Genomic DNA, 24,916 nt, shown 5'->3' with positions numbered 1-24,916 from the left:
GCCGGGTGAGCGCCAGGACATATGTGATATCGCGCTTCAAGCCAGCCACAGCAAGCGCCGGCGCGCAACGGGGCAGGGATGTCGAAGAGCAACAACGTCTACAAGGACGCTTACAACAGGGGTCTGCGGCTGCTCGATGAGACGCAGAGCCTGCCGTCGGAGCCGGAGCTGGGCACTTTGCTTGGCGTCAGCCGTACCACCGTGCGCACCATTCTGGCGCGCATGGAAGAGACCGGGCTGATCGCGTGGAACAAACGCAGCAAGACAGTGCTCAGGACGCCGAAGCCGGATGATTTCTTCCCCGAGGAGGAGACAGACACACTGGCCCAGATCATCGAGCGGTCGTTTATGCGCAGGTTGCTGGCCGGCGGTGCAGAGGCCGGCATGCAGATCAACGAGCTCGAACTGGCGCGCGAGATCGGCGTCGGGACCACCAGCGTGCGCGAGTTCCTGATCCGCTTCTCCCGCTTCGGCCTGATCGAGAAGCGGCGCAACAGCCACTGGGTGCTGAAAGGATTTACCCGTGCCTTTGCGCTCGAACTCACTGAAATCCGCGAGATGTTCGAGATACGCTCGGCGGCGGCCTTTGCCGCCTTGCCCGGGGATAGTCCGGTCTGGGCGGATCTCGACCGGCTGGAAGACGAGCACCGGCTTCTGGCCAGCGAAATCGCCATCCGCTTCAACGAATTCTCGGAGCTAGACGAGCGCTTCCACCGGCTGATCCACCGGGCGTCGCACAACCGCTTCATCGTCGATTTCTACGACGTCATCGCCATGATCTTTCACTACCACTACCAGTGGAACAAGGCGCAGGAGCGCGAGCGCAACGAAGTCGCGGTGAGCGAGCATCTCGCCTACATCGCGGCGCTGAAATCGCGCGATCTCGGCAAGGTCGACGCCGCCTGCCGCAAGCATCTGAAGTCGGCACGCCACACGCTGTTGACGTCGATCCCGGAAATCGGCGGCCGCCCGGCTTCCTGAGCGCGACGTCCGAAGGGACGTTATGCGCACAAGATCTCTGCCTCATGCCGTTATCCCAAACCGCTGCGCACTTTTGTGCGACATGGATCGAACGCGCCGCGTTGCCGCAGCGATGATTTGGCGATTTTCCGCCGACATGCCGCGTGCTAGATATCCACGCGTTGCTGCGTGAAGAGGCAGGTCTTTGGACTTCCGGCGTAAGAGATGGAGCATGACGGTCGCCTTTGTCGCGGCCTGTGTGCTGCTGCTCCAGTCGACGCTCGGCGTGCTTGCTTTCGGCATTGCGCCGGATGCCTCGCAACTCGACGCTTTCGGCAACGTCATCTGCAGCCATGATGGGGCGGTCCAGCTTCCCGGCGGCGATCCGCACCAGCCGCACATGCCGGCATGCTGCATGCTCGGCTGCAGCATGGCCTCCGTCGCCTATGCGCCGCCGGCAGGCGTCGGCGTGGCGCCGGTGAGCCTGTCTTTTGAAACAGTCGCGTTTCTTCCGCCGGCAGTCAGGCATCCCGACGTTACGCGCGAGCGCTCTCCGGCCAATCCGCGCGCGCCGCCGCTTGCGGGCTGAAAACCGCCGCTCGCTTTGCGTAACCTGCGCAGGCGATAATCATCCAATGACAAACACGTTCGCAGCCCGACAACGGCGCGACCTCATATTCATGGAGCCTACCCATGTCCCGTTTTCGTCATGCCGGCGCGTTGCACCGCAGTGCCCCTTTCTCCATCACTATCGAGCAGCGTCTCGGCAGCGCCCTCTTCGCCTTTGCACTGTTGTTCGCCGGCCCCCATTCCGTCCTTGCGCATGAGTTCAAGGCCGGTGACATCGAGATCGAGCATCCCTGGTCGCGCGCCACGCCGGCCGGCGCCAAGGTTGCCGGCGGCTATTTCACCATCGTCAACAAGGGCAGCGCAGCGGACCGGCTGCTGTCGATTTCCTCCGACATTTCGGGGAAGGCCGAACTGCATGAAATGGGGGTGAAGGATGGCGTCATGACCATGCGCCCGGTCAGTGGCGGCCTGGACATTCCGGCGGGCGGCAAGATCACGCTGGGTCCCGGCGCCTACCACGTGATGTTCATGGATTTGAAGCAGCCCCCTAAAGAAGGCCAGATGTTTGCCGCTAAGCTGACTTTCGAGAGGGCCGGAACCGTGACCGTCGAGTTTGCCGTGCAAGCCATAGGCAGCGCGCCACCCCTGGAAGACAACGACTGACCAATTATTGCCAATCAATTTTTTCGAGAGGGACCCATCATGAACAAGCATCATTTGCCGGCCGCTGCATTCCTCGTCCTGGGGACAAGTGCCGCCTTCGCCCATATCACGCTCGAAACACAGGAGGTTGCGGTCGGTTCGACCTACAAGGCCGTGCTGCGCGTGCCGCATGGCTGCGACGGCAAGGCGACGATTGCCGTGCGCGTGCAGATCCCGGAAGGGGTGATCGGGGTGAAGCCGATGCCCAAGCCCGGCTGGACGCTGCAGGTCAAGAAAGGCAAGTACGAGAAATCCTACCAGCTCTATGGCGAGGCGGTGACCTCGGGCGTCAAGGAAGTCGACTGGAGCGGCGGCAGCCTGCCGGATGAATTTTATGACGAGTTCGTCTTCCGCGGCACGTTGGCCGCCGATCTGCCGGCCGGGCAAAAACTCTATTTTCCGGTGGTGCAGGAATGCGATGGCGCCACCACGCGTTGGATAGAGATTCCGGCGGCTGGTCAGGATGAGGATGCGCTGGAAGATCCGGCGCCCGGCCTCAACCTGCTGCCCAAGAAATGATGCATTGGCGGCGCGCTGCTTCGAAGCGGCGCGCCGCTGTTTTGGTGGATGGCATGAACGTGGCCTGTTTTCAGCGGATAGAACGGACAGCCGGCAGGTGCTTCGGCCTGCTGGCCGCGATCCTGCTGCTTGCCGTCCTTGCCACGCCAAACCAGGCCTTTGCCCATGCGGCGCTGATCAAGGCCGAGCCTGCCGACGGCGCGGTTCTGGAGCGAGCGCCGACGCAATTTTCGCTGACCTTCAGCGAGCCTGTGTCGCCGCTGGTGCTGACCTTGGTGCGGCCCGACGGTACGCCTGTCGCTTTGACCTCGTTTCGGTTGAGCGACCAAACGGTTGAGATCGACAATCCACAAAAGCTCGGGCCGGGCACCCATGTCTTGAGCTGGCGGGTGATTTCCGCCGATGGCCATCCGGTCGGCGGCTCGGTGCTGTTTTCCGTTGGCGCGCCAAGTGCGGCGCCGGCGGTGGGGGAAGCTGTCGATATAGATTTGCGGTCAGCGATCTGGACCGGCAAGGTTCTTCTCTACATCGGGCTTTTCCTCGGCATTGGCGGCGCCTTCGCGCTGACATGGCTGGCGCAAGGCCAGCGCTCAGGCCAGCGCTTCGTCATTGCCGCCATCCTGTGCGGGCTGGTCGCAGCACCCCTGTCGCTCGGGTTCCAGGGGCTGGACGCGCTGGGCGCGCCACTCGCCCGGCTGGCGCAACCGGTGGTCTGGCGGACGGCGCTTGGCACCAGCTTCGGCTGGACGGTGCTGATTTCGCTGGCGGCGCTCGGGCTTGGCCTGCTGTCGTTGGTCGGATCGCGTGCTGGCGCCAGGCCGTTGGCGCTCGCCGGGCTGGCCGGTGTGGGTGCAGCCCTTGCCGCCAGCGGCCATGCCAGTGCAGCCGAACCGCAATGGCTGACGCGGCCTATGGTGTTCCTGCATGGCGCCGGCATCGCTTTCTGGGCTGGAGCATTGCTGCCGCTCGGCCTGGCGTTGAGCAGCCAATCGGTGGAAGCCGGGGCGTTCCTGCGGCGGTTTTCGCGCGCGATCATGCCCGTGGTGGTAGTGCTTGCCGCCGCCGGTGTGGTGCTCGCCATCATCCAGGTGCAGACACCGGCGGCACTGGTCAACACCGCCTATGGCCGGCTGCTGCTGATCAAGCTGGCGCTGCTGGTGTTTCTGTTCACGCTGGCGGCGGTCAATCGATGGCGGCTCACCGCCTTGGCCGAGGCCGGAGCGACGGAAGTGCGGCGACGGCTTAGCCGCTCGATCTCAGTCGAAATGCTGATCGTGCTCCTGATCTTCGGCGTTGCCGCCGGCTGGCGCTTCACGCCGCCGCCACGGGCCCTGGCAATCGCCGCGGCACAACCGACGTCGACCCATATCCACACTATGAAGGCGATGGCCGACATCGACATCACGCCCGGCCATACCGGGGAGGTCACCGCCTCCATCGTCATCATGGATGGCGATTTCGGCCCGCTCGACGCCAAGGAAGTGACGCTGGTGCTGTCCAAGCCCGATTCGGGGATCGAGCCGATCAAGCGTCCGGCGACCAAGCCAGGCGACGGCACCTGGCGCGTCGATAATCTCGTCATTCCGATTCCAGGCCGCTGGACGGCGCGGCTCAATATTCTGGTTTCGGATTTCGAAGTGGTAAAGATCGAAGCGCCGATCGATATCCGCGCCGAGTGATATTCAGCCCGCCTGCGAAGGGCGCTCAGCCGAGTTCCTGGGCTAACCCGATGAGATGCCCTTCCGGCCCGCGGATGTAGCAGAGCCGATACACGTCCTGGTAACGGACGACTTCACCGGCCAGCTGCGCGCCACGCTTGCGGAGCCTTTCAAGCGTGTCGTCGATGTCGTCCACGGTAAACATGACGCGCAGGTAGCCCAGGGCATTGACCGGGGCGTTGCGGTGATCGGCGACGACCGTCGGCGTGAGGAAGCGGGAGAGCTCGAGCCGGCTATGGCCATCCGGTGTGCGCATCATGGCAATCTCGACGTGCTGATCGCCGAGCCCGGTGACACGTCCGGCCCACTCGCCTTCGATCGTCGCCCGCCCTTCCAGTTCGAGGCCGAGCTCGCGAAAGAAAGCAATCGTCTCGTCGAGGTCATCGACGACGATTCCGACATTGTCCATCCGTTTGACTGCCATATGTCCAACCTATCGCCATATGTTCGATCGGCAAGGCGTCGCCTGGTCACCAACTGACCCTTCCTGACTCGGTTTGACACAACGCCGACGCAACACAATTCGGCGAGGCGGTTGACGTGGCGCGAAAGGCCCGTCAATCATCTCGCCGAAAAATGGGCATCCCGAAAAACGCGGCCTCAACAAAATCCGAAAGCAGGGAAGAAACGATGGAAAAAGCCGAAATCGGCCTGATCGGCCTTGGCACAATGGGCTCCAACCTCGCGCTCAACATTGCCGAGCACGGGCACCGCATCGCCGTCTTCAACCGCACCAAGGCGCGCACCGATGCCTTCCTCGAAGGCGCCGGTTCGCTCAGGGACATGGTGGTGCCCTGCTACAGCCTGGAGGAACTGGCAGCTGCGATCAAGCCGCCGCGCCCGATCATCATCATGGTGCTGGCCGGCAAGCCGGTCGACGAACAGATCGAAGCGCTGCGCGGCGTGTTGTCTGACAACGATATCGTCATCGATGCCGGCAACGCCAACTTCCGCGATACGATGCGGCGCTTTTCGGAACTGTCGGGCTCGGGTCTCACCTTCATCGGCATGGGCGTATCGGGCGGCGAGGAAGGCGCGCGCCACGGGCCGTCGATCATGGTCGGCGGCACCGAAGACTCCTGGAAGCGCGTCGAACGCGTGCTGACCGCGATCTCGGCCAAGTTCAAGGATGAACCGTGCGCTGCCTGGCTTGGCACAGACGGCGCCGGGCATTTCGTGAAAACCATCCACAACGGCATCGAATATGCCGACATGCAGATGATCGCCGAGATCTACGGCATCCTGCGTGACGGTCTCGGCATGGGGCCGAAGGAGATCGGCAAGGTCTTCGAGGACTGGAACAAGGGCCGGCTCGATTCGTATCTGATCGAGATCACCGCCAAGGTGCTGGCCGCCGACGATGCAAAGACCGGCAAGCCGGTGGTTGACATCATCCTCGACCGTGCCGGCCAGAAGGGCACCGGCAAATGGTCTGTCATCGAGGCGCAGCAGCTCGGCATTCCGGCGACGGCCATCGAGGCGGCGGTGGCGGCCCGCGTGCTGTCCTCGATCAAGGATGAGCGGCAGGCGGCCGAAAAAGCCTATGGCAATATCGGCGTCACCAAGATCTCTGGCGACAAGGCGGCACTTCTGAAAGACCTGGAGCTGGCGCTGCTCGCCGGCAAGATCGCCGCCTATGCACAAGGTTTCGCGGTGATGAGCGCCGCCTCGAAGGAGTTCAACTGGAACTTGCCGATGCCGACCATCGCCAAGATCTGGCGTGCCGGCTGTATTATCCGCTCGCAGATGCTCGACACCATGGCGGAAGCCTTCGGCTCGGGCGGCGCGTCCACCAACCTTTTGATGGCGCCGGCTTTCACCACCATGATGCAGGAGGCGCATCCGTCGCTTAGGCGCACCGTTGCCAAGGCATCAGAAGCAGGCTCGCCGGTGCCTGCACTGGCGTCGGCACTTGCCTATTTCGACAGCTACCGCCAGGGCCGCGGCACCTCGAACCTGATCCAGGCGCAGCGCGACTTCTTCGGCGCGCATGGCTTCGAGCGCATCGGCGAGCAGGGCGCTTTCCATGGGCCATGGGGAAGTGGAGCGGCCGGATAGGGTCAGGTGAGGCGGACCTCTCAGGTCGTGCCAGTCAGCCCTGATACGCGACGACGTCGCCTGGCTTGACCACAGTCTGCAAAGAGCCAGGTGCCGCGCCGCCTATCCAGCCCAGCACGGCGCGGGCAAGCTCGGTGCCGGCGAGGCGGAAATCTTCGTTGACGATCAGCAACTCCCGGCGGAACAGATGCAGCAGTTCCGACGATTGCTTGGACACGACATCGACGTCGCGGCCGAGTTTCAGGCCGGCATCCTCGATGCCGGCGACGATGGCCAGCGTTGCTGCGGCGGCGCTGCTGACGAAACCGTCCGGCCTGACGTCGCGGCGCATCAACTGCGCGGTCCGCGTCCTGATCTGATCGATCGACTGGTCGATCGAAACAGCGTTGAACGGCACTTCGCTGGCGTCGACCTCGCTCAGTGCGTCGGCAAAGCCATTGACCGTGTGGTCGTAATAGGTGAGCCCGACCGGCGGCGCTACCAGCGCCAGCCGGCGCCGGCCGACGCTGGCCAGATGGCGCACCGCTTCGGCGGCGAAGGCGTAATTGTCGAAGTCGTGATAGGGGTGGACAAGCCCCATATCGGTGCGGCCATGTGTGGCAAAGGGTATGCCACGCTCCAGCATGTAGCGGGCGCGCGGATCGTTGGGCTGCGTGCGTGAGATGATGACGCCATCGGCCGAGCCGGACTCGACCAGATACTTTACCGGGTCCAGCGGATCCTGCGAGCGCGAGTAGGGCGTGACGATCAGGTGATAGGGTGTGTCGGCAATGACCTCCGAGACGCCGTAGATGATGTCCGAGACAAAGCTCATGATCTCGCGCTCGGTATTGAGCACGAGGCTGATAACATTGGTCTTGCCGGTCCGCAGGCGCACGCCGGCGCGGTTCGGCCGGTAGCCGATCTGCCTCGCGACGAGTTGAACCCGCCGCCTGGTCTCGGCGCCGATCTCGGGTGCATCCTTGAGCGCGCGCGAGACGGTGGTGACGCCGAGCCCGGTCATGAAGGCAAGCGTCTTCAGCGTCGGCCGCTCATGCGCCGACGCCTCGTCGTCCTTGTCCGTCTGGTCCCTGTCCATTCGTCCCGCCCCGTCAGGCGCATAGCAGCCGCCGGACCAGCCGACAATCGCTTCGATGACGATGTGGCACGGTTCTTCGCAGTCAGGCCTCAATATACTGAAACGTTACAGATTTCCAACATCGCAGCGCGTGGGCCTCTCAAGCCATGGTTTTGGCAGGGTTTTGGCGGCCAGAAACGTAGCGCGACAATCAGGTTCGAGACGGTTTTCTTGCGCTGCAGCATGATTTTGCAGCGCAGCACCCGGTTTTGCGCGCAGTTTGCCGGTTCGCACGCAACGAATTTGTTCGCGCCTCGAAAAAACATTCGAGCGCGTTTATCTCAGGGGTTGCACGCACCGCATAATTGCCGTATCGAAAATCTGTAACGTTTCAGATTCTGGGAGGAACCGAAATGCGCTATAGACTTTTGACCGCTGCCCTTGCCGCGACGGCCGCGCTTCAGCTTGCCGGCCCGGCGGCCGCCACCGACCTGGAAGTGACCCATTGGTGGACATCGGGCGGCGAGGCGGCGGCGGTTGCGGAATTCGCGAAGGCTTTTGACGCGACCGGCAATCACTGGGTCGACGGCGCCATTGCCGGATCCGGCGGCACGGCACGGCCGATCATGATCAGCCGCATCACCGGCGGCGATCCGATGGGCGCCACCCAGTTCAATCACGGCCGGCAGGCCGAAGAACTGGTGCAGGCCGGCCTGATGCGCGACCTCACCGATGTCGCCACCAAGGGCAAGTGGACGGAAATCGTGCGGCCGAAGAGCCTGCTCGACAGCTGCACCATCGACGGCAAGATCTATTGCGTGCCGGTCAATATCCACTCCTGGCAGTGGTTGTGGCTGTCGAACGAAGCCTTCGAGAAGGCCGGCGTGCCGCTGCCGAAGGACTGGAATGAATTCGTGGCGGCAGCGCCCGCCCTGGAAAAGGCGGGCATCATCCCGCTCGCTGTCGGCGGACAGGCCTGGCAATCTTCCGGCGCCTTCGACGTGCTGCTGGCGGCGGTCGGCGGCACCGACGCGTTCCTCAAGGTCTACAAGGACAAGGATGCCAAGTTCGCCGCCGGGCCCGAGATCGCCAAGGTCTTCAAGGCCGCCGACGATGCCCGCAAGATGGCGAAGAACACCAATGTGCAGGACTGGAACCAGGCAACCAATCTCGTCATCACCGGCAAGGCCGGTGGCCAGATCATGGGTGACTGGGCGCAAGGCGAGTTCCAGGTTGCCGGCAAGGTCGCCGGCAAGGACTATGCCTGCCTGCCGGGCCTCGGTCTGAACGAAGTGATCGCCACCGGCGGCGACGCCTTCTATTTCCCGCTGCTCAAGGATGCCGACAAGTCCAAGGCGCAGGAGGTGTTGGCAGAGACGCTGCTCGACCCCAAGACTCAGGTCGCCTTCAATCTCAAGAAGGGCTCGCTGCCGGTGCGCGGTGACGTCGATCTCAATGCGGCGAACGACTGCATGAAGAAGGGTCTGGCGATCCTCGCCAAGGGCGCCGTCATCCCGTGGACTGACCAACTGCTTTCGCAGGACACCCAGAAGCAGAAGGAAGATCTCTTCGCCGAATTCTTCGCCAAGCCGGACCTGACCATCGAAGACGCGCAGAAACGCTTCGCCGACCTCATCGCTTCGGCAGACTGACGTTGGAGGCAATACACCTCGCTCCCGGTCTTGCGAAAGCAGGGCCGGGATAGCACCGCCCTTACCCAGCCGGCTGACGAGATGAGCAAGAGCGAACGCCCCAACCCGCTGTTCCGCAACCTCAATGCGAAGGTCGCCTCGATCCCGATGATCCTCACCGCGTCGGTGGTTTTCGTCGGCGGCACCGTCTGGACGGTGTTCTATTCCTTCACCAATTCGAAGCTGCTGCCACGGCTGAATTTCGCCGGGCTCGATCAGTATTACCGGCTGTGGGTGACGCCGCGCTGGCTGATCTCGATCGAGAACCTTTTGATCTACGGCGCGATCTCGCTGGTGTTCTCACTGGTCATCGGCTTCCTGCTTGCAGCGCTTCTCGACCAGAAGATCCGTTTCGAGGACACGTTCCGCACCATCTTCCTCTATCCGTTCGCGCTTTCCTTCATCGTCACCGGCCTGGTCTGGCAGTGGCTGCTCAATCCGGATTTCGGCATCCAGCATGTGGTGCGGGACCTCGGCTGGACGAGCTTCAACTTCGACCCGCTCTACAATTCCAGCATCGTCATCTACGGCATTTCGATTGCGGCGCTGTGGCAAGGCACCGGGCTCATCATGTGCTTGATGCTGGCCGGCCTGCGCGGCATCGACGAGGACATCTGGAAGGCGGCGCGGGTAGACGGGATCCCGATGTGGAAGACCTATCTGTTCATCGTCATCCCGATGATGCGGCCGGTTTTCATCACCACGCTGGTCATCATCGCGTCGGGCATCGTCAAGGTCTACGACCTCGTTGTCGCCCAGACCAGCGGCGGCCCCGGAATCGCCTCCGAAGTGCCGGCCAAATATGTCTACGACTACATGTTCTTCGCACAGAATCTTGGCCAGGGCTTTGCCGCCTCGACCATGATGCTGCTCTCGGTGGTGATCGTCGTCGTGCCGTGGGCCTACCTTGAATTCGGAGGCAGGAAGCGTGGCTGACCCGGCCGTCCCTTTGCCCGCCAGCGCGGGTGCCGCCGAGCGCGAAGCCTCGGGGCCGCGCGGGCCGAAGCCGCGGCATGTCTTCTCGCGCCGCAACATCTTCCTCTATGGCACGCTGATCGTGGTGGCAGTCTACTATCTGCTGCCGCTCTATGTGATGGTGGTCACCTCGCTTAAGGGCATGCCCGAGATACGGATGGGCAATATCTTCTCGCCGCCGCTCGAAATCACGTTCGAACCGTGGGTGAAGGCGTGGGCGACCGCCTGCACCGGCCTCAATTGCGACGGGCTTTCGCGCGGCTTCTGGAATTCGGTGCGCATCACCGTGCCGTCGGTGCTGCTGTCGATCGCGATCGCCTCGGTGAACGGCTATGCGCTCGCCAACTGGCGCTTCAAGGGCGCCGACACATTCTTCGTCATCCTGATCGTCGGCGCCTTCATCCCCTATCAGGTGATGATCTATCCGATCGTCATCATCCTGCGCGAGATCGGACTCTACGGCAGCCTCAGCGGCCTGGTGATCGTCCATTCCATCTTCGGCATGCCGATCCTCACGCTTTTGTTCCGCAACTATTTTGCCTCGATGCCGGAAGAGCTGTTCAGGGCGGCACGGGTCGACGGCGCCGGCTTCTGGGGCATCTTCCTGCGGATCATGGCGCCGATGTCGCTGCCGATCTTCGTCGTCGCCATCATCCTGCAGGTGACCGGCATCTGGAACGACTTCCTGTTCGGCGTCGTCTACACCCGCCCCGACACCTATCCGATGACGGTGCAGCTCAACAACATCGTCAATTCGGTGCAAGGCGTGAAGGAGTACAACGTCAACATGGCCGCCACCATCCTGACCGGGCTCGTGCCGCTCATCGTCTACTTCATTTCCGGCAAGCTTTTCGTGCGCGGCATCGCCGCCGGTGCGGTGAAAGGGTGATGGCGATGACGGCAGCCAACGGCACCAGCGTTTCGATCCAGGACCTGTCCCTGAATTTCGGCTCTGTATCGGTGCTGCAGACCCTCAATCTCGAGGTCGCAGAGGGCGAGTTCATCGTGCTGCTCGGTCCCTCGGGCTGCGGCAAGTCGACCTTGCTCAACTGCATCGCCGGGCTGCTCGATATTTCCGAAGGCCGCATCTTCATCAAGGGCAAGAACGTCACCTGGGAAGAGCCCAAGGATCGCGGCATCGGCATGGTGTTCCAGTCCTATGCGCTTTATCCGCAAATGACGGTGGAGAAGAACCTGTCGTTCGGCCTGCGCGTTGCCGGCGTGCCCAGGGATGAGATCGCCAAGCGCATCGCACGCGCCGCCGAGATCCTGCAGATCGAGCCGCTTTTGCAGCGCAAGCCCGCGGCCTTGTCCGGCGGCCAACGCCAGCGCGTGGCGATCGGGCGGGCGCTGGTGCGCGACGTCGATGTCTTCCTGTTCGACGAGCCACTATCCAATCTCGACGCCAAGCTGCGCTCGGAACTGCGCGTCGAAATCAAGCTTCTGCATCGCAAGCTGCAGAACACCATGATCTACGTCACCCACGACCAGATCGAGGCGATGACGCTGGCCGACCGTATCGCGGTCATGCGCGGCGGCGTCATCCAGCAGCTCGACGCGCCGCAGACGATCTACAACCGGCCGGTCAACCGTTTTGTCGCGGGCTTCCTCGGCTCGCCGGCGATGAATTTCCTCGAAGGGGAGCTGGAAGCCGGTGCTGCTCCGGCGTTCAGGACCGACGGTGTTTCGGTGCCGCTCGACCGCTATACCTTTGACGGCACGGAGCGCCCGGCCGGCGCTTGCGTGCTGGGCATCCGGCCTGAACACATCGCTTTCGGTGACGCTGCAAAGTCGATGCCGTTTTCCGCCGGCGGTTCGGTCGAGATCGTTGAGCCGATGGGTTCCGACACGCTGGTGTGGACCAAGCTTGCCGGCCGCAACTTCTCCTTCCGCGTCGAAGCGGAACGGACGCTGCGCAGCGGCGATCCGATCCAGTTCGGTTTCGATCCGGCGCGCGCCTCGCTGTTCGACGCTGCGACCGGCAATCGCCTGTGACCCTCTAGAATCATCCGCAAACCATCCTCCCAAGAACGACCGAAACGATCCCCCGAAAACATCCCCAAGCCTTAACCACCCAAGAAACGGACAGAGACGATGAACTGGTCATTCCAACTCTACAGCGCCCGCAATTTCCAGCCGTGGGACGGCATCCTGAAAATGCTCGGCAAGCTCGGCTACAAGGAAGTCGAAGGTTTCGGCGGCGTCTATGACGACCCCACGGCGTTCCGCGCCGAACTCGACAAGAACGGGCTTTCGATGCCGACCGGACATTTCTCGATCGATGCGCTGGAGAATGATTTCGACGGGGTACGCAAAACAGCCGACGCACTCGGCATCACGCTCGTCATCTGTCCCTATCTGCTGGCCGAGCAGCGGCCGGCCGACGCTGCCGGCTGGCGCGGCTTTGGCGAGCGTCTGGCCAAGGTCGGCGAGACCGCAAAAAAAGCCGGCTACGGCTTTGCCTGGCACAACCATGATTTCGAGTTCAAGACACTCGCCGACGGCTCGGTGCCGCAGGATCACATCCTGTCGGCTGCGCCCGACATCGGCTGGGAGATGGACGTCGCCTGGGTAGTCCGCGGTGGCGTTGATCCGCTGCCGTGGATCGAAAAGCACGGCAAGCGCATCAGCGCCGTCCATGTCAAGGACATGGCCAAGTCAGGCGAAGGCCTTGACGAGGACGGCTGGGCGGATGTCGGCCACGGCACCATCGACTGGGCCGGCCTGATCAAGACACTTCGGGCGAAGAGCGCGGCCAAATATTACGTCATGGAACAGGACAACCCCAACGATATCGAGCGCTTCGCCAGCCGCTCGCTCGCATCCGTCAAGGCTTACTAGGAACAATCATCATGGCAAAGAAACTGGGTATCGGCGTCATCGGCTGCGGCAACATCTCGAAAGCGTATTTCTCGCTGGCGCCGCTGTTTCGCGGCATTGAGATGCGCGCCTGCGCCGACATCAACATGGACGCGGCCAAGGCACGGGCGAAGGAGTTCAAGCTGCGCGCCGAGACCGTCGAAGAACTGCTCAAGGATGACGAGATCGACATCGTCGTCAACCTCACCATCCCGGCGGTGCACTACGGGGTGTCGAAGCAGATCCTCGATGCCGGCAAGCACGTCTATTCGGAAAAGCCGTTCGTGCTGTCGGTCAAGGAAGGCCTCGACCTCAAGAGCCGGGCCGAGAAGAAAGGGCTGCGCATCGGTTCGGCTCCGGACACTTTCCTCGGCGGCGCGCACCAGCTGGTGCGCAACCTCATCGACACCGGCGCGCTCGGCAAGATCACCAGCGGCACATGTCATGTGATGGGCCACGGCATGGAGCACTGGCACCCCAATCCCGATTTCTTCTTCCAGCCGGGCGCCGGGCCGGTGCTCGACATCGGGCCCTACTACATCACCAACCTAATCCAGCTGATCGGGCCGGTGAAGCAGGTGGCGGCCTTCGCGACAACGCCTGCCAAGGAGCGCACGATCTCGTCGAAACCGCGCGCGGGCGAGAAAATCCCGGTCAACACGCCGACAACGATCCACGGCCTGCTGGAGTTCGAGAACGGCGCCGTGATCACGCTCAACACCAGCTGGGACGTCTGGGCGCATGGTCACGCGCCGATGGAACTCTATGGTGAGACGGGCACGGTGTTCGTGCCGGATCCGAATTTCTTCGGTGGCGACGTGCGCATAACCAAGGCGGCAAAACCGGTGAAGAAACTGCCGAAATGGCAGCATCCGTTCGGCGTGCCCAACGAAATGCACGGCCAGGGCATGATGGCCAACTACCGCACCGCAGGCCTTGCCGACATGGCGCTGGCGATCGCCGAGGGCCGGCCGCATCGTTGCTCGATGGAGCTCGCGCTGCATGCCGTCGACGTCATGACCGGCCTGTTGCGGTCGGGCGAGACCGGCAAGTTCGTCGCCATGCAGACCAGCTGCGAGCGGCCGGCTGCACTCGGCGTCAAGGACGCAAAAGAACTGTTGGCGAAGCAAAAATGAGGTAGAAGGGTGTCGGCGCGCTCGCGCCGACACCCATACAATCCAGGATCTGTACCCATGCGCTGGCAGCCGGCTGAACACCGCTATGAGAAAATGCTCTACAACAGATGTGGGCGATCCGGCCTGAAACTGCCGGCGATCTCGCTCGGCCTGTGGCACAATTTCGGCAACGACACGCCGCACAAGACCAAGCAGGCGATCGCGCGCAAGGCCTTCGATCTCGGCATCACCCATTTCGATCTCGCCAACAATTACGGTCCGCCGCCGGGCTCGGCCGAGATCGCCTTCGGCGAGATATTGCGCACCGACTTCGCCAGCTATCGGGACGAGCTGATCATCTCGACCAAGGCGGGCTATGAGATGTGGGCAGGGCCTTATGGCGAATGGGGCAGCCGCAAATATGTGCTGGCGAGCCTCGACCAGAGCCTGAAGCGGATGGGGCTCGACTATGTCGACATCTTCTATTCGCACCGCTTCGATCCGGATACGCCGCTTGAGGAAACGATGGGCGCTCTCGACCATGCGGTGCGTTCCGGCAAGGCGCTCTATGCCGGCATCTCGTCCTACAATTCGCAGCGCACGCGCGAGGCCGCCGACATATTGAAGCAGCTCGGTACGCCCTGCATCATCCATCAGCCGAGCTATTCGATGCTCAACCGCTGGGTCGAAGAGGACGGACTGCTCGATACGCTGGAAGGGCTCGGTGTCGGATCGATCGTGTTCTCGCCGCTGGCGCAAGGCATGCTGACCGACAAATATCTCGGCGGCATCCCCGAGGGTAGCCGCGCCAGCCAAGGCAAGTCGCTGCGGCCCGCCTTCATCAACGAAAAGACCATCGCTAACATCCAGGCGCTGAACGCGATCGCCGGCAAGCGTGGCCAGACGCTGGCGCAGATGGCGCTAGCCTGGGTGCTGCGCAAGGGCCGGGTCACCTCGGCGCTGATCGGCGCCAGCCGGCCCGAACAGGTCGAGGACTGCGTCGGCGCGCTCAAGGTGCTCGAGTTCAGCGATGCCGAGCTCGCCGAAATCGACACTTACGCACGCGACTCCGACATCAATCTGTGGGCGGCGTCGGCCGAGCGCAAGGGACCGCCACGGAAGTAAGCGGAACAGCCGGCACCGGACATGAATTAAAACGGCGGGAAAGATCCCGCCGTTTTGCGCTTATCAAGCTTCGGGCCCGTTCAGGGCTTCTTGGCCGTGCCGAGACCGGCCTTGGGCGCCGCCGCGGCTGCCGGAGCCGGGGTCTTCATCTTGGCTTCGATCCAACCGGTGTAGTTAGCCAGCCGCGTGTAGATGCCGTAGGCATTCTTGTGGCCGCAAGCGGCGGTGCCGTCGGACGGACCTTCGCCCCAGGAGACGACGCCGACCTGGACCGGACCGCTGGCGCCGGTCATGAACAGCGGACCGCCGCTGTCGCCGTTGCAGGCGTCGCGTTCGCCGCTGTCGGTGCCGGCGCAGATCATGTTCTTGGTCAGCGGATCCGACATATCGGCGGCGATCGCATTGGCGGCGGCATCGATGCCCTTTTCCGAATAACGCATCCGGTGGGAGAGATCGCCAAGTGCCGCCTTCAGGTCATGCGCATAGATCGACTTGATGCCGCTGTTGCAGGCAGCGCTCGGCTCGAGATCGAGATCGGCCACCATCAGCGCGGTCGGGAAGGTGCCGTCCTGCATCTTGCCCCAGCCGATGACCGTGGTCTTGCCGCTGTCTGGCGTCGGCTCATTGGTGATCTTGATGACCGGCGCGTCGGCGGGCTCCGCCAGCCGGAGCAGGCCGAGATCATTGTCCAGCGTCTGTTCGCTGTAGCCCTCGTTGACGATGACCTCGACCACCTTGTAGCGCTTGCCTTCGGTAAGATCGGTGGCGCCGGTCAGCACGGTCACCGTATCGGGCGAAATCGGCCGGCCCTTGTCGTTGAGGCAGTGCGCCGCCGTCAGCACCCATTGCGGAGCAATCAGGCTGCCGCCGCAGAATTGCGCGTTCGGCTGCGAGGCCGGGCTGGGGTCCAGCCGGGCGCTGGTCAGCAGCGCCACCTGGAACGGATAGGCCCCTTTGTCGGCTTCCTTGCCGCCATAGACGCGGTCGGCCCCGTCGGGGCTCTCGGCCTTGGCCTTGTCCCGGGATTCGGCAACGCGCTGCATCGGCGAGACCGCCGCTTCCGGCCTGGCGGCGTCGTCGGCTGCATAGAGCGCGTTGACGGCGGGGAAAGCGGCCGCGATGCCCAGCAGCGATGCAGCGGCAAGCGGCCTGAACCGATGGATAATGTTCACCTTGAAACCCTCCTGAGATGAAAAATGCCGAGCCATGCCGCCATGACGCATAACCAACAGAATCGGTAGCGGTACCTCGATCGCCTTCTGCCAGAACGAACGACATCCGCGCGGTTATAAAACCGAAATACCACTTTTGCTAATCGTGCCCATCGGGCAGAGCCCACCCAAACCCTATAGCCCCCCACGGGCTACGTGGAAGCGATTTGTCATTGCCAATGTTGAATTATTTTAGGCAGTATATCGACGCGGGTGCGTTTGGCGGAGGGCTTTAACGAGGCCGCCCGGACCGATGATCCGATACGGGCGGGTAACCAAACTAATTTTTTAACTCCACCACGATCTCGACAATATTTCTGTATTTTGCTCCACTCCTTGCTGACTTTTGGGAGAGTCTCACCATGACGAAACTGACAACCACTATCATTGCGTCCGCACTGCTATCCACCGCACTGTGGACGGTGCCTGCCTTCGCCGCCGATCCCGGCTCAGCGAATGCCGGCAATGGCGAAAGCATGCGCGATCTCGGAACGGGCGACTACCAGCCCGGCCGTGCAAAGCCGATCGCGCCGCCGAAACTGACCGAAGATGAAGCCAGCCGGGCAGCGCCGCTGACCGACGAGGGCACGGCGGTCAAATCCTATGGCATCGTCGGACGTTCCGCCGATGGCAAGGACATCAAGATCGATGCAGGCGAGACGCTGAAGGACCTTGTCATCAAGGAATTGAACGCGCCCGCCAACACACCGAACGCCGACAAGACCGGATTGACGGGCGGCGACGAAGCCGGCCGCCAGGTGTTCGGGGCCGACGATCGCGAGCAGATCAAGAACACCAAGACCTACCCGTTCACCGCGATCGGGTATATCGAAGGCAAAGCCAAGAGCGGTTACGGCAGCTGCTCGGGAACCCTGATCGGTCCGCGCACGGTGCTCACCGCCGCGCATTGCCTCTACAGCAATGAAGACAAGGCTTGGCTCGACGACGTCATCTTCGTGCCGTCGCTCAACGGCAACACCGCCGACGATGCACCGTTTGGCGCTTTCAGCTACGAGAGCGTCTATATCCTGCAGGGCTTCATCGACAATTATCAGGGTTACTACGGCTCGGTCATTCCGTGGGACCTCGGCATCATTACGCTGAAGCAGGATGTCGGCACCAATCTCGGCTGGCTGGGTTATGCCAACTATGAGAACCTCGGCGATTTCACCGCAAACATCGTTGGCTATCCCGGCGACAAGCCGATGGGAACGATGTGGAAGGCGACCTGCGAAGTGAAAGCCGAAAACGTCGGCGCGGAGTATTTCCAGTACGACTGCGACACCTATCCGGGGTCGAGCGGCAGCTCGGTCTACGCCTACGACAATGGCGCCAAGCAGCGCGTCGTCACCGGCGTGAACGTGGCCGAAAGCCCCAACGCCAACACTGCGGTGCGCCTGAACGCTGCCAACGTGGCGTGGATCAACAGCCTGTACAAATAAGGCCCGATCTTTCGCCGGCAAACAGCGGCGATAACCAGCACTACCAAACCGGCGGCGGGACGTTCCTGCCGCCGGTTTTTTTGTATCGAAACACCTCTCTTGCACTGTGTTACAGCGGTGCTTACGCTAGGCGATCCAAGGGGTTGGGTAAGATGGCGCGGGCAAGAATGATCTTCGGAGTCAAAGCGATGGCGGCTGCATCCATGCTGGCCGCACTGACATGCTTTTCCGCTATGGCCGATCAAGGCGGTGCCACACCCGATGGCGCCTGGGCCGAGCGGGTGCAAATCCTCTATAAAAGCGAAACACGTTCGGTGCTGCGCAAGAATGTACGGGTCTGGGATTCCCACCCGGAATTGGGTCTTGATTTCACCTGGGAGCCGGCAGCCGGCGTGTCGCCGGACCGCACCGTCGCAGCCGACGGCACCGTCAACGGCAAGGGCAGGCTGGTCTGGCGCGTACGCGGCTCGGCGAGCTATGACCCCAAGACGATCTATTCCAGCTATTTCGGCGAGATCAGGAATGGCCGCCCCGAAGGACAAGGCCGGCTGGAGCTGCGTTCAGGCGAGGTTCTCGACGGCCGTTGGGTCGCCGGCCAGCTCGACGGCCATGCGATCCATGTCGATGCCGACGGCAATCGCTATGAAGGGCAATTCAGGGCCGGTGTGCCGAATGGCGAGGGCAGGCTGGAGACGAAGACAGGCGAGATATTCGTCGGCTCTTTTGCCGATGGGCTGAAGGACGGCAAGGGCCGCACCCGGCTGCCCGGCGGCACCGTCTACTGGTCGCAATGGGCGATGGGCAAGGAGATCGGCGGTGCGCGCCCCGACGTGCTGGCCGATGCCAGAGTGGGCGGGTTGCTCAAGGCGCAGACCGGCGGCGGTTCCGCCGACAAGGTCGAGATCGGCATTGCCGTCGACCAGCGCATGTCGCAGCAGGCCGACATGCAGTACCAGCATCTGGTGCGCGACGAAGACATCGCGATCTATCCGGTGTCGGACCAGTACAACGATGCCTGGAACGGCACCGGAGAGATTCGTACCGGCAATGTCTATGAAGGCATGGACTGGGAGACGGCGCCGGCCTTCGCCGAAGTCGACCTCAAGACCACCGACCAGTCGAGGGTCAAGATCGACAGCCTGGAAATGAAGGTGGCCGCGAGCGAGGCCTACCGCAAGCCGATGCTGTCGATCAGCGAGCACTATGGCTGCGTCGGCTTCCGCCCCGACTTCTCGATCGTCAACAATGGCTGGGGCGACGTGAAAGACATGAAGATGTCGATCCAGTTCACCAGGACCGACGAGGAGGACAACGCGACCGGCGAGCCGAGCCGCATGTTCACGAAGGACATCGGCACTTTCGGCGATGGCGTCGACGTCTCGATCAAGGACGTGCTGACTGAAGCCGGCGTCGACACAACCACGCTCGAGACCGAGCGCTTCACCTGCCCGTCAAGGGACAGCCTGGATGTCTGCCGCGCCCAGGTGGCCAACAAGGTCAAGTTCGGCGACGTTGCCGATTACATCAGCGGCAGCGTCGAGAAAATGAGCGTGACCGGGATTGGCAAGCTCGATTATTCCTGGGCGGACGATCAGGGCGCTGTCTACCAGCAGAGCGAGCCGTTTCGCGTCATCGTCTCGCTGGTCAGCATCGAGGTCCCAGAATCGCTCGCCGAATGCGGCGATGGCGGCGGCGCGTCGCCCGAAGCGCTGCGCTACCAGAACATCGAATTTCCGATCGGCAAGACCGATTACAGCATCCCCATGCCGGTGCGCGGCAACAAGAATCTCAGCGCCTACACGGCACGGCTGAAAATGTGGTCGTCAATGTCGTCGATCCATCGCTTCAGCATCGCCGCCCATTTCGCCGATGGCAGCACACGCGAGAGCAAGCCGGCCACGTTCTTCTATTTCAGGCCGAAGCAGTCGCTGTTCGAAACCAGCACCAAGCCGGCGGTCTGCTATCTGCCGGAAGATCTGCAAGGCTGTTGAGGTCCTGTCACGTCCTTTCGGGAATCGCGTCATTTCGAGCCCATCTCGAAAAAATTGGGCAGCGGGATCAGCCGGGCAAAGATCGTGTCCTGGCTGAACACCCTGAGTTCCAGCATCGACCCGGACGATCGTTCGGCTTTCTGGTCGAACAGGAAATTGCCGAGCGAATAGATCTCCGCAACATCGCCGCCGCCGAGCGGCAGGATCGCCTCGCTCGATACATGTGGATGACCGCCGACGATTGCCGTGACACCGCGCAGCCGCATCTGGTCGGCAAGCATCTCCTCGCGCGGCGACGGCTCCGTCTTGTACTCGCGGCCCCAATGGACGAAGGCAATCACCGGCCGCTCGGCATTGTCGTGCAGCAGCCGGTCGAGCAAAGCAGGCGTCAGAAGGTCGGTGTTCCTGGAGCCGTTGGTATCGATGTCGGTCAGCCCGACCAGGTCGAGATCGGCAAGCGCCAGCGTCTCGCCCTGCCCGAAATGGGCGATGCCGGCCGCATCGAGTGCGGCCAGCGTCTCGGCATAGCCTGACGGGCCGAGGTCGTAGGCGTGATTGTTGGCCAGGCTGACAGCGGCGACATGCAATTTCTTGAGCATGTCGATGGCGAGGTCTGCGGGCATGGCCAGCGTCATGTCGTCGATCGCTTCAGGGACGTTGGGCAGGATCACGCCTTCGAGATTGACGATCAGCGGCCGCGAGCGGGTCAGGGCCAGCACGCTTTCGACGATCTTCTCGGCAACACCGTCGCGGACCAGGATCTTCTTCATGGCGCGGCCGAAATTCACGTCGCCCGCGAAATAGTAGAGCTTGTCGTCGGGACGGGCAGGATTGTTGAAGCCGGGGCCGAAGGTGCCGAACAGCGCCACGACATAGCTGGTGGTGCGCTCGACATAGTCGCTTGAATGCGCCTGCGAGTTCTCGTTGGCGACGACCAGCGGCGCAGCACCGAACAGTTCGCGCTGCAGCCTGGTCTGGATATAGAGCGCACCGACCGAATCGGCGTGATCCGGCTGGCGCAGCGCCGCGATGCCGTCGAGCGAACCGGCGGCGAGCATGTTCAGCGTCTGCTGGTCGAAACGCCTGGCTTCGTGCTGCGGCAGATAGTGGGAGAAATCGGTGGATTCGACGATCAGCGTGTCCTTGTCGACGATCGCTTTCAGCGCCTGCGCCAGCCGGTCCCAGTCGGCTCGCTTGGCTTTGACCGACATCGCCACCGGCACGATTTCAGCTTCGGGGAAATAGTGATGCAGGAAAGGCAGCATCGCCTGCACGCCATGCTCCCTGGCGAACAGGCAGGAGTCTTCGACCATGTCGCTGTTCGCTTCCAGAAGGTGCACGGCTTCCGTGTCGGCCTGGACTGGACCGAGCACTGTTTCAAAACCGCGCGGCGTCGTGGCGAAGAGTTTCTGCGTCTCGTGGAAATGGTCCGGCGACAGGATGACGATGCGCTTGTAGCGGAAGCCGGACGCGGCGTGGAAACCGAGTGCGACGAGATCTGCGACGAGCAGGTGGTGGGGGACTGTGATGCCGGTGAGGCGTTGGTTGGACGGCTCGATTCTGGCGACGGCGGCGATGGCGTCGGTGAAGAGTGTGGGGTCGGAGTAGAAGGACGGGAAGTTTGTGTCGCCGGGCGGGCAGGTGATGGGGGCGGCAGACGCTTGAAGCACTGAGAGGATAAGCAAGGCGGTGGCAAAGACCAGAATGCTGGTCCGTGCCCAGGCACCCCCCGCTGTCCTGCCGGACATCTCCCCCGCAAGGGGGGAGATTGGATGTCGCCTCGGCTTTCGCCAATCATCAACCTTGAAAATAGATCTCCAGCAATGAAGAGACTGATCTCCCCCCTTGCGGGGGATATGGCCGGCAGGCCAGAGGGGGGTGCCTGGGCGCCGACCTCTCACGGCTCAGCCAGCACAATGTTCTCCACGCCGCCGACATAGTAGAACGGCTTCTGCTTGGACGCGGTCAGCCGCAGCACTTCGCGCGAAATGTAGTCGGCGAGGCCGAACAGCGTCACGCCGCCGTCGGAGGTCTTGGCCCGGCCGCGCAGGCCTTCGAGGATCGAATAGGTGAAGACGCCATGGCCGAGCTCGGGCAGTTCGGCGGCGGTGTTGTTGGCAGCGGTGGCCGAGAAGACGACGATGCGTGCGTCCTGCGCGTCTTTTTCCAGGCGCGGGTTGAAGGCGTTGGCGGCGTGGCAGGTGTCGAGCAGCATGAAGCGCAGGCCCTTGGCCCGCTCAACCGATTTCTGGATGTCGCCCCAGTCGACCAGCGAGGAGCGCTTCCAGCGGTCGGGATCCTGTTTGCGGCCGTCCGTGGGGATGAAATAATAGTCTTCGTCGATGTTGATGCCGTGACCGGCGACGAAAATGATGGTGGTGTCGTTCTCGCCGGGTTTGTCGAGGAAATCGGCGAGCTGGTCGTCGATCGTGTCGGAATCCGGCTCCAGGATGCTGTCGGCGTTGGCGACCTTGAAAACGTCCTTGCCGGCATCGGGCGCCTCATCCAGCGCTTCGCGGTTGACCAGAACCAGCGTCTCCATCGCCGAAAACAAGGGCGCGGATTTCTGCGAAATCACCTTGAGGAATTCAGTGGCGTCATCGACGGGATAGCGCAGATCGCAGGCGTGGCCAGCGCATGCATCGGTGAGGAAAGGATATTTGTCGACGCCGATCACGGCGACGTAGAGCTTGCCCTTGTTGGCTGGACTTTCGGTTTTCCTGGCAAGTGCTGTGACACTGCGCTCGGTCAGATAGCCGAACTCGTTGGTGCCGGTGATGCGAATGGTGTTTTCGCCATTCTCGACCGGCACTTCGACGATGGTGCTCTTGCCGCCATCGATTGACCGAGCGGTGACATCGCCGACATTGCGGCTGTCCGACAGGATCGAAAATCCGGCGACATCGGCGCCGGCTTCCTGCGCGCCCGAAATCTCGACGGCGACATAGCCCTCGCGGACGTTGCTCTGGTCGGCGGCAAGCTTGATGCCGAATTCCGGCGGTTTGCGCTCGAGCAGCTTTTCCAGCTCGCGGTCGACGCCGGGGCGCATTTCCTGGACCGCCTGTTCGGCGCTGCGCAGGATGATGGCCCGGCGCACCATTTCCGGGCTCCAGAGATATTTCTTCAGCTGGCCGGCGCTGATGAAACGCCCTTCGTGGTCGCGGCCCTGATTGACGTGCCAGCCGATCAACTTGTCGCCATCGGCGGAGGAATAATAGTAGCCCTGCGGCATCCAGGCGATCCATTCGGAGCCGGCGAAGAACATCGACACTATCAGTTTGTGGCTCTTCAAATTCCACAACCGCACGGTCTGGTCGGCGCTGCCGGTGACCAACAGCCCTTCCTTCTCGGCGGCAACCATGGCGTTGATCTCGCCGGTGTGGCCGGTGAATTCACCCGATACATCGGCGGTCGCGGTTTTGTATTCCAACAGCGTGCCGTCGCTGCCGCCGGTGATCAGGCCAAGCCCATTGCCGATCAGCGTGTAAGCCGAATGGACGAAGCCATTGGTGGCGGAATTCTCGATGCTGTGCATCACCTTTCCGCCGCTCGCGATTTCGAGCACGGCATTCTCCAGGCCGTCCTTGCCGCCGGGGGCAGCACGGAGCGACCACTCACCCTCTGCGAGTGCCGCGCGGGCATAGGCGCCCTGTTCCGCAAACGCCACCGGGTCCTCGAAGAACCGCTCGGCCGTCGGTAGCGCCAGCACCTTGTCCAGCGTGCCCTGCAGCTCGGGACAGGACACGCGTTCAGGGCAGGGGTTGGTGTTGCCCCAAGCGATGGAGCTGCTCGCCGCATCGATCCCGATCGCCGTCACCGGTTCGCCGACCCCTTGCAGCAGCGCCTTGCGCTCGCCGGTCATGGGGTTCCAGACCTGGATGGCGTTGCGGGTGCCGCCGGCTGTCGCCACCAGCGAGCCGTCGGCATTGCCGGCGCCAGCAAAGACCGTGCCGTCATGGCCGTTATAGTCGAGCAGTTGCTCGCCGCTGTCGATATTCCAGACCGCCGAGCGATGCTTGTCGGCGCAGCGATAGCTGCATGACGCAACAAGCCGCGAACCCGTGGCGAAGCTCAGAGCGCCGATCTGGAAATCCTGCTTCGGCATGGCGCGGACGAATTTGCCGTCGCTGGCCCGCCAGAGCTGGACGTCACCGTCCTTGCTGCCAGTGGCAAACAGGCTGCCATCCAATGACACGGCGAGTGCGGCGACGCCGACATCCCGCAGCGGTTCGGCCTCGGTCGGCAAGGCGATTTCCTCAGCCTTGGCCACATCCCAGAGCCTTATGCCGTTGTCGGTGGTCGTCGCCACCAGCCGGGTTCCCGCAGCGGCGAAGGCGAGCTTTTCCACACGCCAGGAATCGGCATCGAGTTTTTCCGCCAGCGTCCAGCCCGACGCGGATTTGTCGTCCGCCCGCCAGAGGTAGACGAAACCATCGCCACCGCCGGCGGCGAGCGTGTTTCCGTCGGGTGAAAAGGCGACATCATAGATGGCATAGTCGGCGGCCTTGAGCACGGTTTTGATCTTGCCGGTGGCGAAATCGAACAGCCTGATATCGCCATAAGGGGCCTTGTCGCCGATGCCGGCGCCGAAATAACCGCCGGCGGCGATCGTCTTGCCATCCGGCGACACGGCAATCGCAAAGACCTTGCCGTCATTGCCATTGCCAAGATAGCCGCGAATGGTGCGCAGCGTCACCCCGCTCTGCCAGTCCCAGATGCGGATGGTCTTGTCGTCAGATGCGGAGACCAGTTCCTCGCCGTCCGGCGTGAAGGCAAGGTCGGTGACCCTGGCGCTGTGGCCGCCGGTGTTGAGATCGAGGTGGAAATCGAGGTCCTCGGCACCGGCGGTTGACGTTAACGCCAGAAGACCGACCAGGATTAGCCACCGGATAGCACGCAAGGGATGGGAGCTGCCCGGCACCT

At 62.8% G+C, this 24,916-nt stretch carries 20 protein-coding genes; 15 read left to right on the top strand and 5 right to left on the bottom strand.

The window, feature by feature from the left end; translation table 11 throughout:
* Positions 1-78: 78 nt before the first annotated feature.
* The 5 genes from AC3EMP_RS31925 (at position 79) to AC3EMP_RS31905 (ending at position 4,430) form a co-directional block, all read left to right on the top strand.
* On the top strand, positions 79-981 hold the full coding sequence (locus tag AC3EMP_RS31925) for a GntR family transcriptional regulator (protein ID WP_023686615.1): 903 nt from the start codon (positions 79-81) through the stop codon (positions 979-981).
* A gap of 211 nt (positions 982-1,192) precedes the next feature.
* Positions 1,193-1,549 carry a DUF2946 family protein gene (locus AC3EMP_RS31920; protein ID WP_352711746.1) on the top strand — a complete coding sequence of 119 codons (357 nt, stop codon included), beginning with the start codon at positions 1,193-1,195 and terminating at the stop codon, positions 1,547-1,549.
* Between the two features lie 104 nt (positions 1,550-1,653).
* Entirely contained in the window at positions 1,654-2,193 is a 540-nt protein-coding gene (locus tag AC3EMP_RS31915) for a copper chaperone PCu(A)C (protein WP_352711744.1), read from the top strand.
* Positions 2,194-2,232: 39 nt separating this feature from the next.
* Positions 2,233-2,751, top strand: coding sequence for a YcnI family copper-binding membrane protein (locus AC3EMP_RS31910; protein ID WP_023686612.1), 519 nt, complete (start codon positions 2,233-2,235; stop codon positions 2,749-2,751).
* 53 nt (positions 2,752-2,804) lie between these two features.
* Positions 2,805-4,430: a copper resistance CopC/CopD family protein gene (locus tag AC3EMP_RS31905; protein WP_352711741.1), complete on the top strand. Its 1,626-nt coding sequence runs from the start codon at positions 2,805-2,807 to the stop codon at positions 4,428-4,430.
* Between the two features lie 25 nt (positions 4,431-4,455).
* Here AC3EMP_RS31905 and AC3EMP_RS31900 read toward each other — a convergent pair whose 3' ends face one another.
* A complete protein-coding gene (locus AC3EMP_RS31900) occupies positions 4,456-4,893 on the bottom strand; it encodes a VOC family protein (RefSeq protein ID WP_023692002.1) in 438 nt (145 codons plus the stop codon).
* 206 nt (positions 4,894-5,099) lie between these two features.
* On the opposite strand from AC3EMP_RS31900, the gene gndA reads away from it, so the two are divergent.
* Positions 5,100-6,527, top strand: coding sequence for an NADP-dependent phosphogluconate dehydrogenase (gndA, locus tag AC3EMP_RS31895; RefSeq protein WP_352711739.1), 1,428 nt, complete (start codon positions 5,100-5,102; stop codon positions 6,525-6,527).
* A gap of 34 nt (positions 6,528-6,561) precedes the next feature.
* Here the strand turns inward: gndA and AC3EMP_RS31890 are convergent, their stop codons facing one another.
* The gene (locus tag AC3EMP_RS31890) at positions 6,562-7,605 is read right to left on the bottom strand and encodes a LacI family transcriptional regulator (RefSeq protein WP_023700133.1); all 1,044 of its coding nucleotides are present in this window, start codon (positions 7,603-7,605) and stop codon (positions 6,562-6,564) included.
* 392 nt (positions 7,606-7,997) lie between these two features.
* On the opposite strand from AC3EMP_RS31890, the gene AC3EMP_RS31885 reads away from it, so the two are divergent.
* From AC3EMP_RS31885 to mgrA, 7 genes are all read left to right on the top strand, one after another.
* Positions 7,998-9,236, top strand: a complete 1,239-nt coding sequence (locus AC3EMP_RS31885) for an ABC transporter substrate-binding protein (protein ID WP_023683028.1) — start codon at positions 7,998-8,000, stop codon at positions 9,234-9,236.
* Between the two features lie 81 nt (positions 9,237-9,317).
* On the top strand, positions 9,318-10,211 hold the full coding sequence (locus AC3EMP_RS31880) for a carbohydrate ABC transporter permease (RefSeq protein WP_023704232.1): 894 nt from the start codon (positions 9,318-9,320) through the stop codon (positions 10,209-10,211).
* Positions 10,204-11,139 carry a carbohydrate ABC transporter permease gene (locus AC3EMP_RS31875; RefSeq protein ID WP_023669802.1) on the top strand — a complete coding sequence of 312 codons (936 nt, stop codon included), beginning with the start codon at positions 10,204-10,206 and terminating at the stop codon, positions 11,137-11,139. The genes AC3EMP_RS31880 and AC3EMP_RS31875 overlap by 8 nt, the downstream gene beginning before the upstream one ends.
* A gap of 5 nt (positions 11,140-11,144) precedes the next feature.
* Entirely contained in the window at positions 11,145-12,245 is a 1,101-nt protein-coding gene (locus AC3EMP_RS31870; RefSeq protein WP_023686606.1) for an ABC transporter ATP-binding protein, read from the top strand.
* A gap of 99 nt (positions 12,246-12,344) precedes the next feature.
* Positions 12,345-13,091 carry a sugar phosphate isomerase/epimerase family protein gene (locus tag AC3EMP_RS31865; protein WP_023669800.1) on the top strand — a complete coding sequence of 249 codons (747 nt, stop codon included), beginning with the start codon at positions 12,345-12,347 and terminating at the stop codon, positions 13,089-13,091.
* An 11-nt stretch (positions 13,092-13,102) separates the two neighbouring features.
* Positions 13,103-14,245: a Gfo/Idh/MocA family protein gene (locus AC3EMP_RS31860; protein WP_023754239.1), complete on the top strand. Its 1,143-nt coding sequence runs from the start codon at positions 13,103-13,105 to the stop codon at positions 14,243-14,245.
* Positions 14,246-14,302: 57 nt separating this feature from the next.
* Positions 14,303-15,349 carry an L-glyceraldehyde 3-phosphate reductase gene (gene mgrA / locus AC3EMP_RS31855; protein ID WP_352711734.1) on the top strand — a complete coding sequence of 349 codons (1,047 nt, stop codon included), beginning with the start codon at positions 14,303-14,305 and terminating at the stop codon, positions 15,347-15,349.
* Between the two features lie 80 nt (positions 15,350-15,429).
* Here mgrA and AC3EMP_RS31850 read toward each other — a convergent pair whose 3' ends face one another.
* Complete coding sequence (locus AC3EMP_RS31850; RefSeq protein ID WP_023754241.1) at positions 15,430-16,521, bottom strand: S1 family serine peptidase; 1,092 nt, start codon at positions 16,519-16,521, stop codon at positions 15,430-15,432.
* A 401-nt stretch (positions 16,522-16,922) separates the two neighbouring features.
* Between AC3EMP_RS31850 and AC3EMP_RS31845 the strand changes: the two genes are divergently transcribed.
* Together AC3EMP_RS31845 and AC3EMP_RS31840 are read left to right on the top strand one after the other, a co-directional pair.
* Positions 16,923-18,002, top strand: coding sequence for a trypsin-like serine peptidase (locus tag AC3EMP_RS31845; RefSeq protein ID WP_023754242.1), 1,080 nt, complete (start codon positions 16,923-16,925; stop codon positions 18,000-18,002).
* Positions 18,003-18,190: 188 nt separating this feature from the next.
* Complete coding sequence (locus AC3EMP_RS31840) at positions 18,191-19,993, top strand: MORN repeat-containing protein (RefSeq protein ID WP_245261351.1); 1,803 nt, start codon at positions 18,191-18,193, stop codon at positions 19,991-19,993.
* Positions 19,994-20,022: 29 nt separating this feature from the next.
* On the opposite strand, the gene amrB is transcribed toward AC3EMP_RS31840, so the two are convergent.
* Together amrB and AC3EMP_RS31830 are read right to left on the bottom strand one after the other, a co-directional pair.
* Positions 20,023-21,741 carry an AmmeMemoRadiSam system protein B gene (gene amrB / locus AC3EMP_RS31835; RefSeq protein WP_023704226.1) on the bottom strand — a complete coding sequence of 573 codons (1,719 nt, stop codon included), beginning with the start codon at positions 21,739-21,741 and terminating at the stop codon, positions 20,023-20,025.
* A gap of 149 nt (positions 21,742-21,890) precedes the next feature.
* The gene (locus tag AC3EMP_RS31830; RefSeq protein ID WP_023704225.1) at positions 21,891-24,893 is read right to left on the bottom strand and encodes a caspase family protein; all 3,003 of its coding nucleotides are present in this window, start codon (positions 24,891-24,893) and stop codon (positions 21,891-21,893) included.
* Positions 24,894-24,916: the final 23 nt, after the last annotated feature.

It is taken from the genome of Mesorhizobium sp. P160219 (assembly GCF_057786095.1).
Note: the sequence above shows the minus strand (reverse complement) of the source record. Positions and strands in the feature narration are given on the sequence as shown.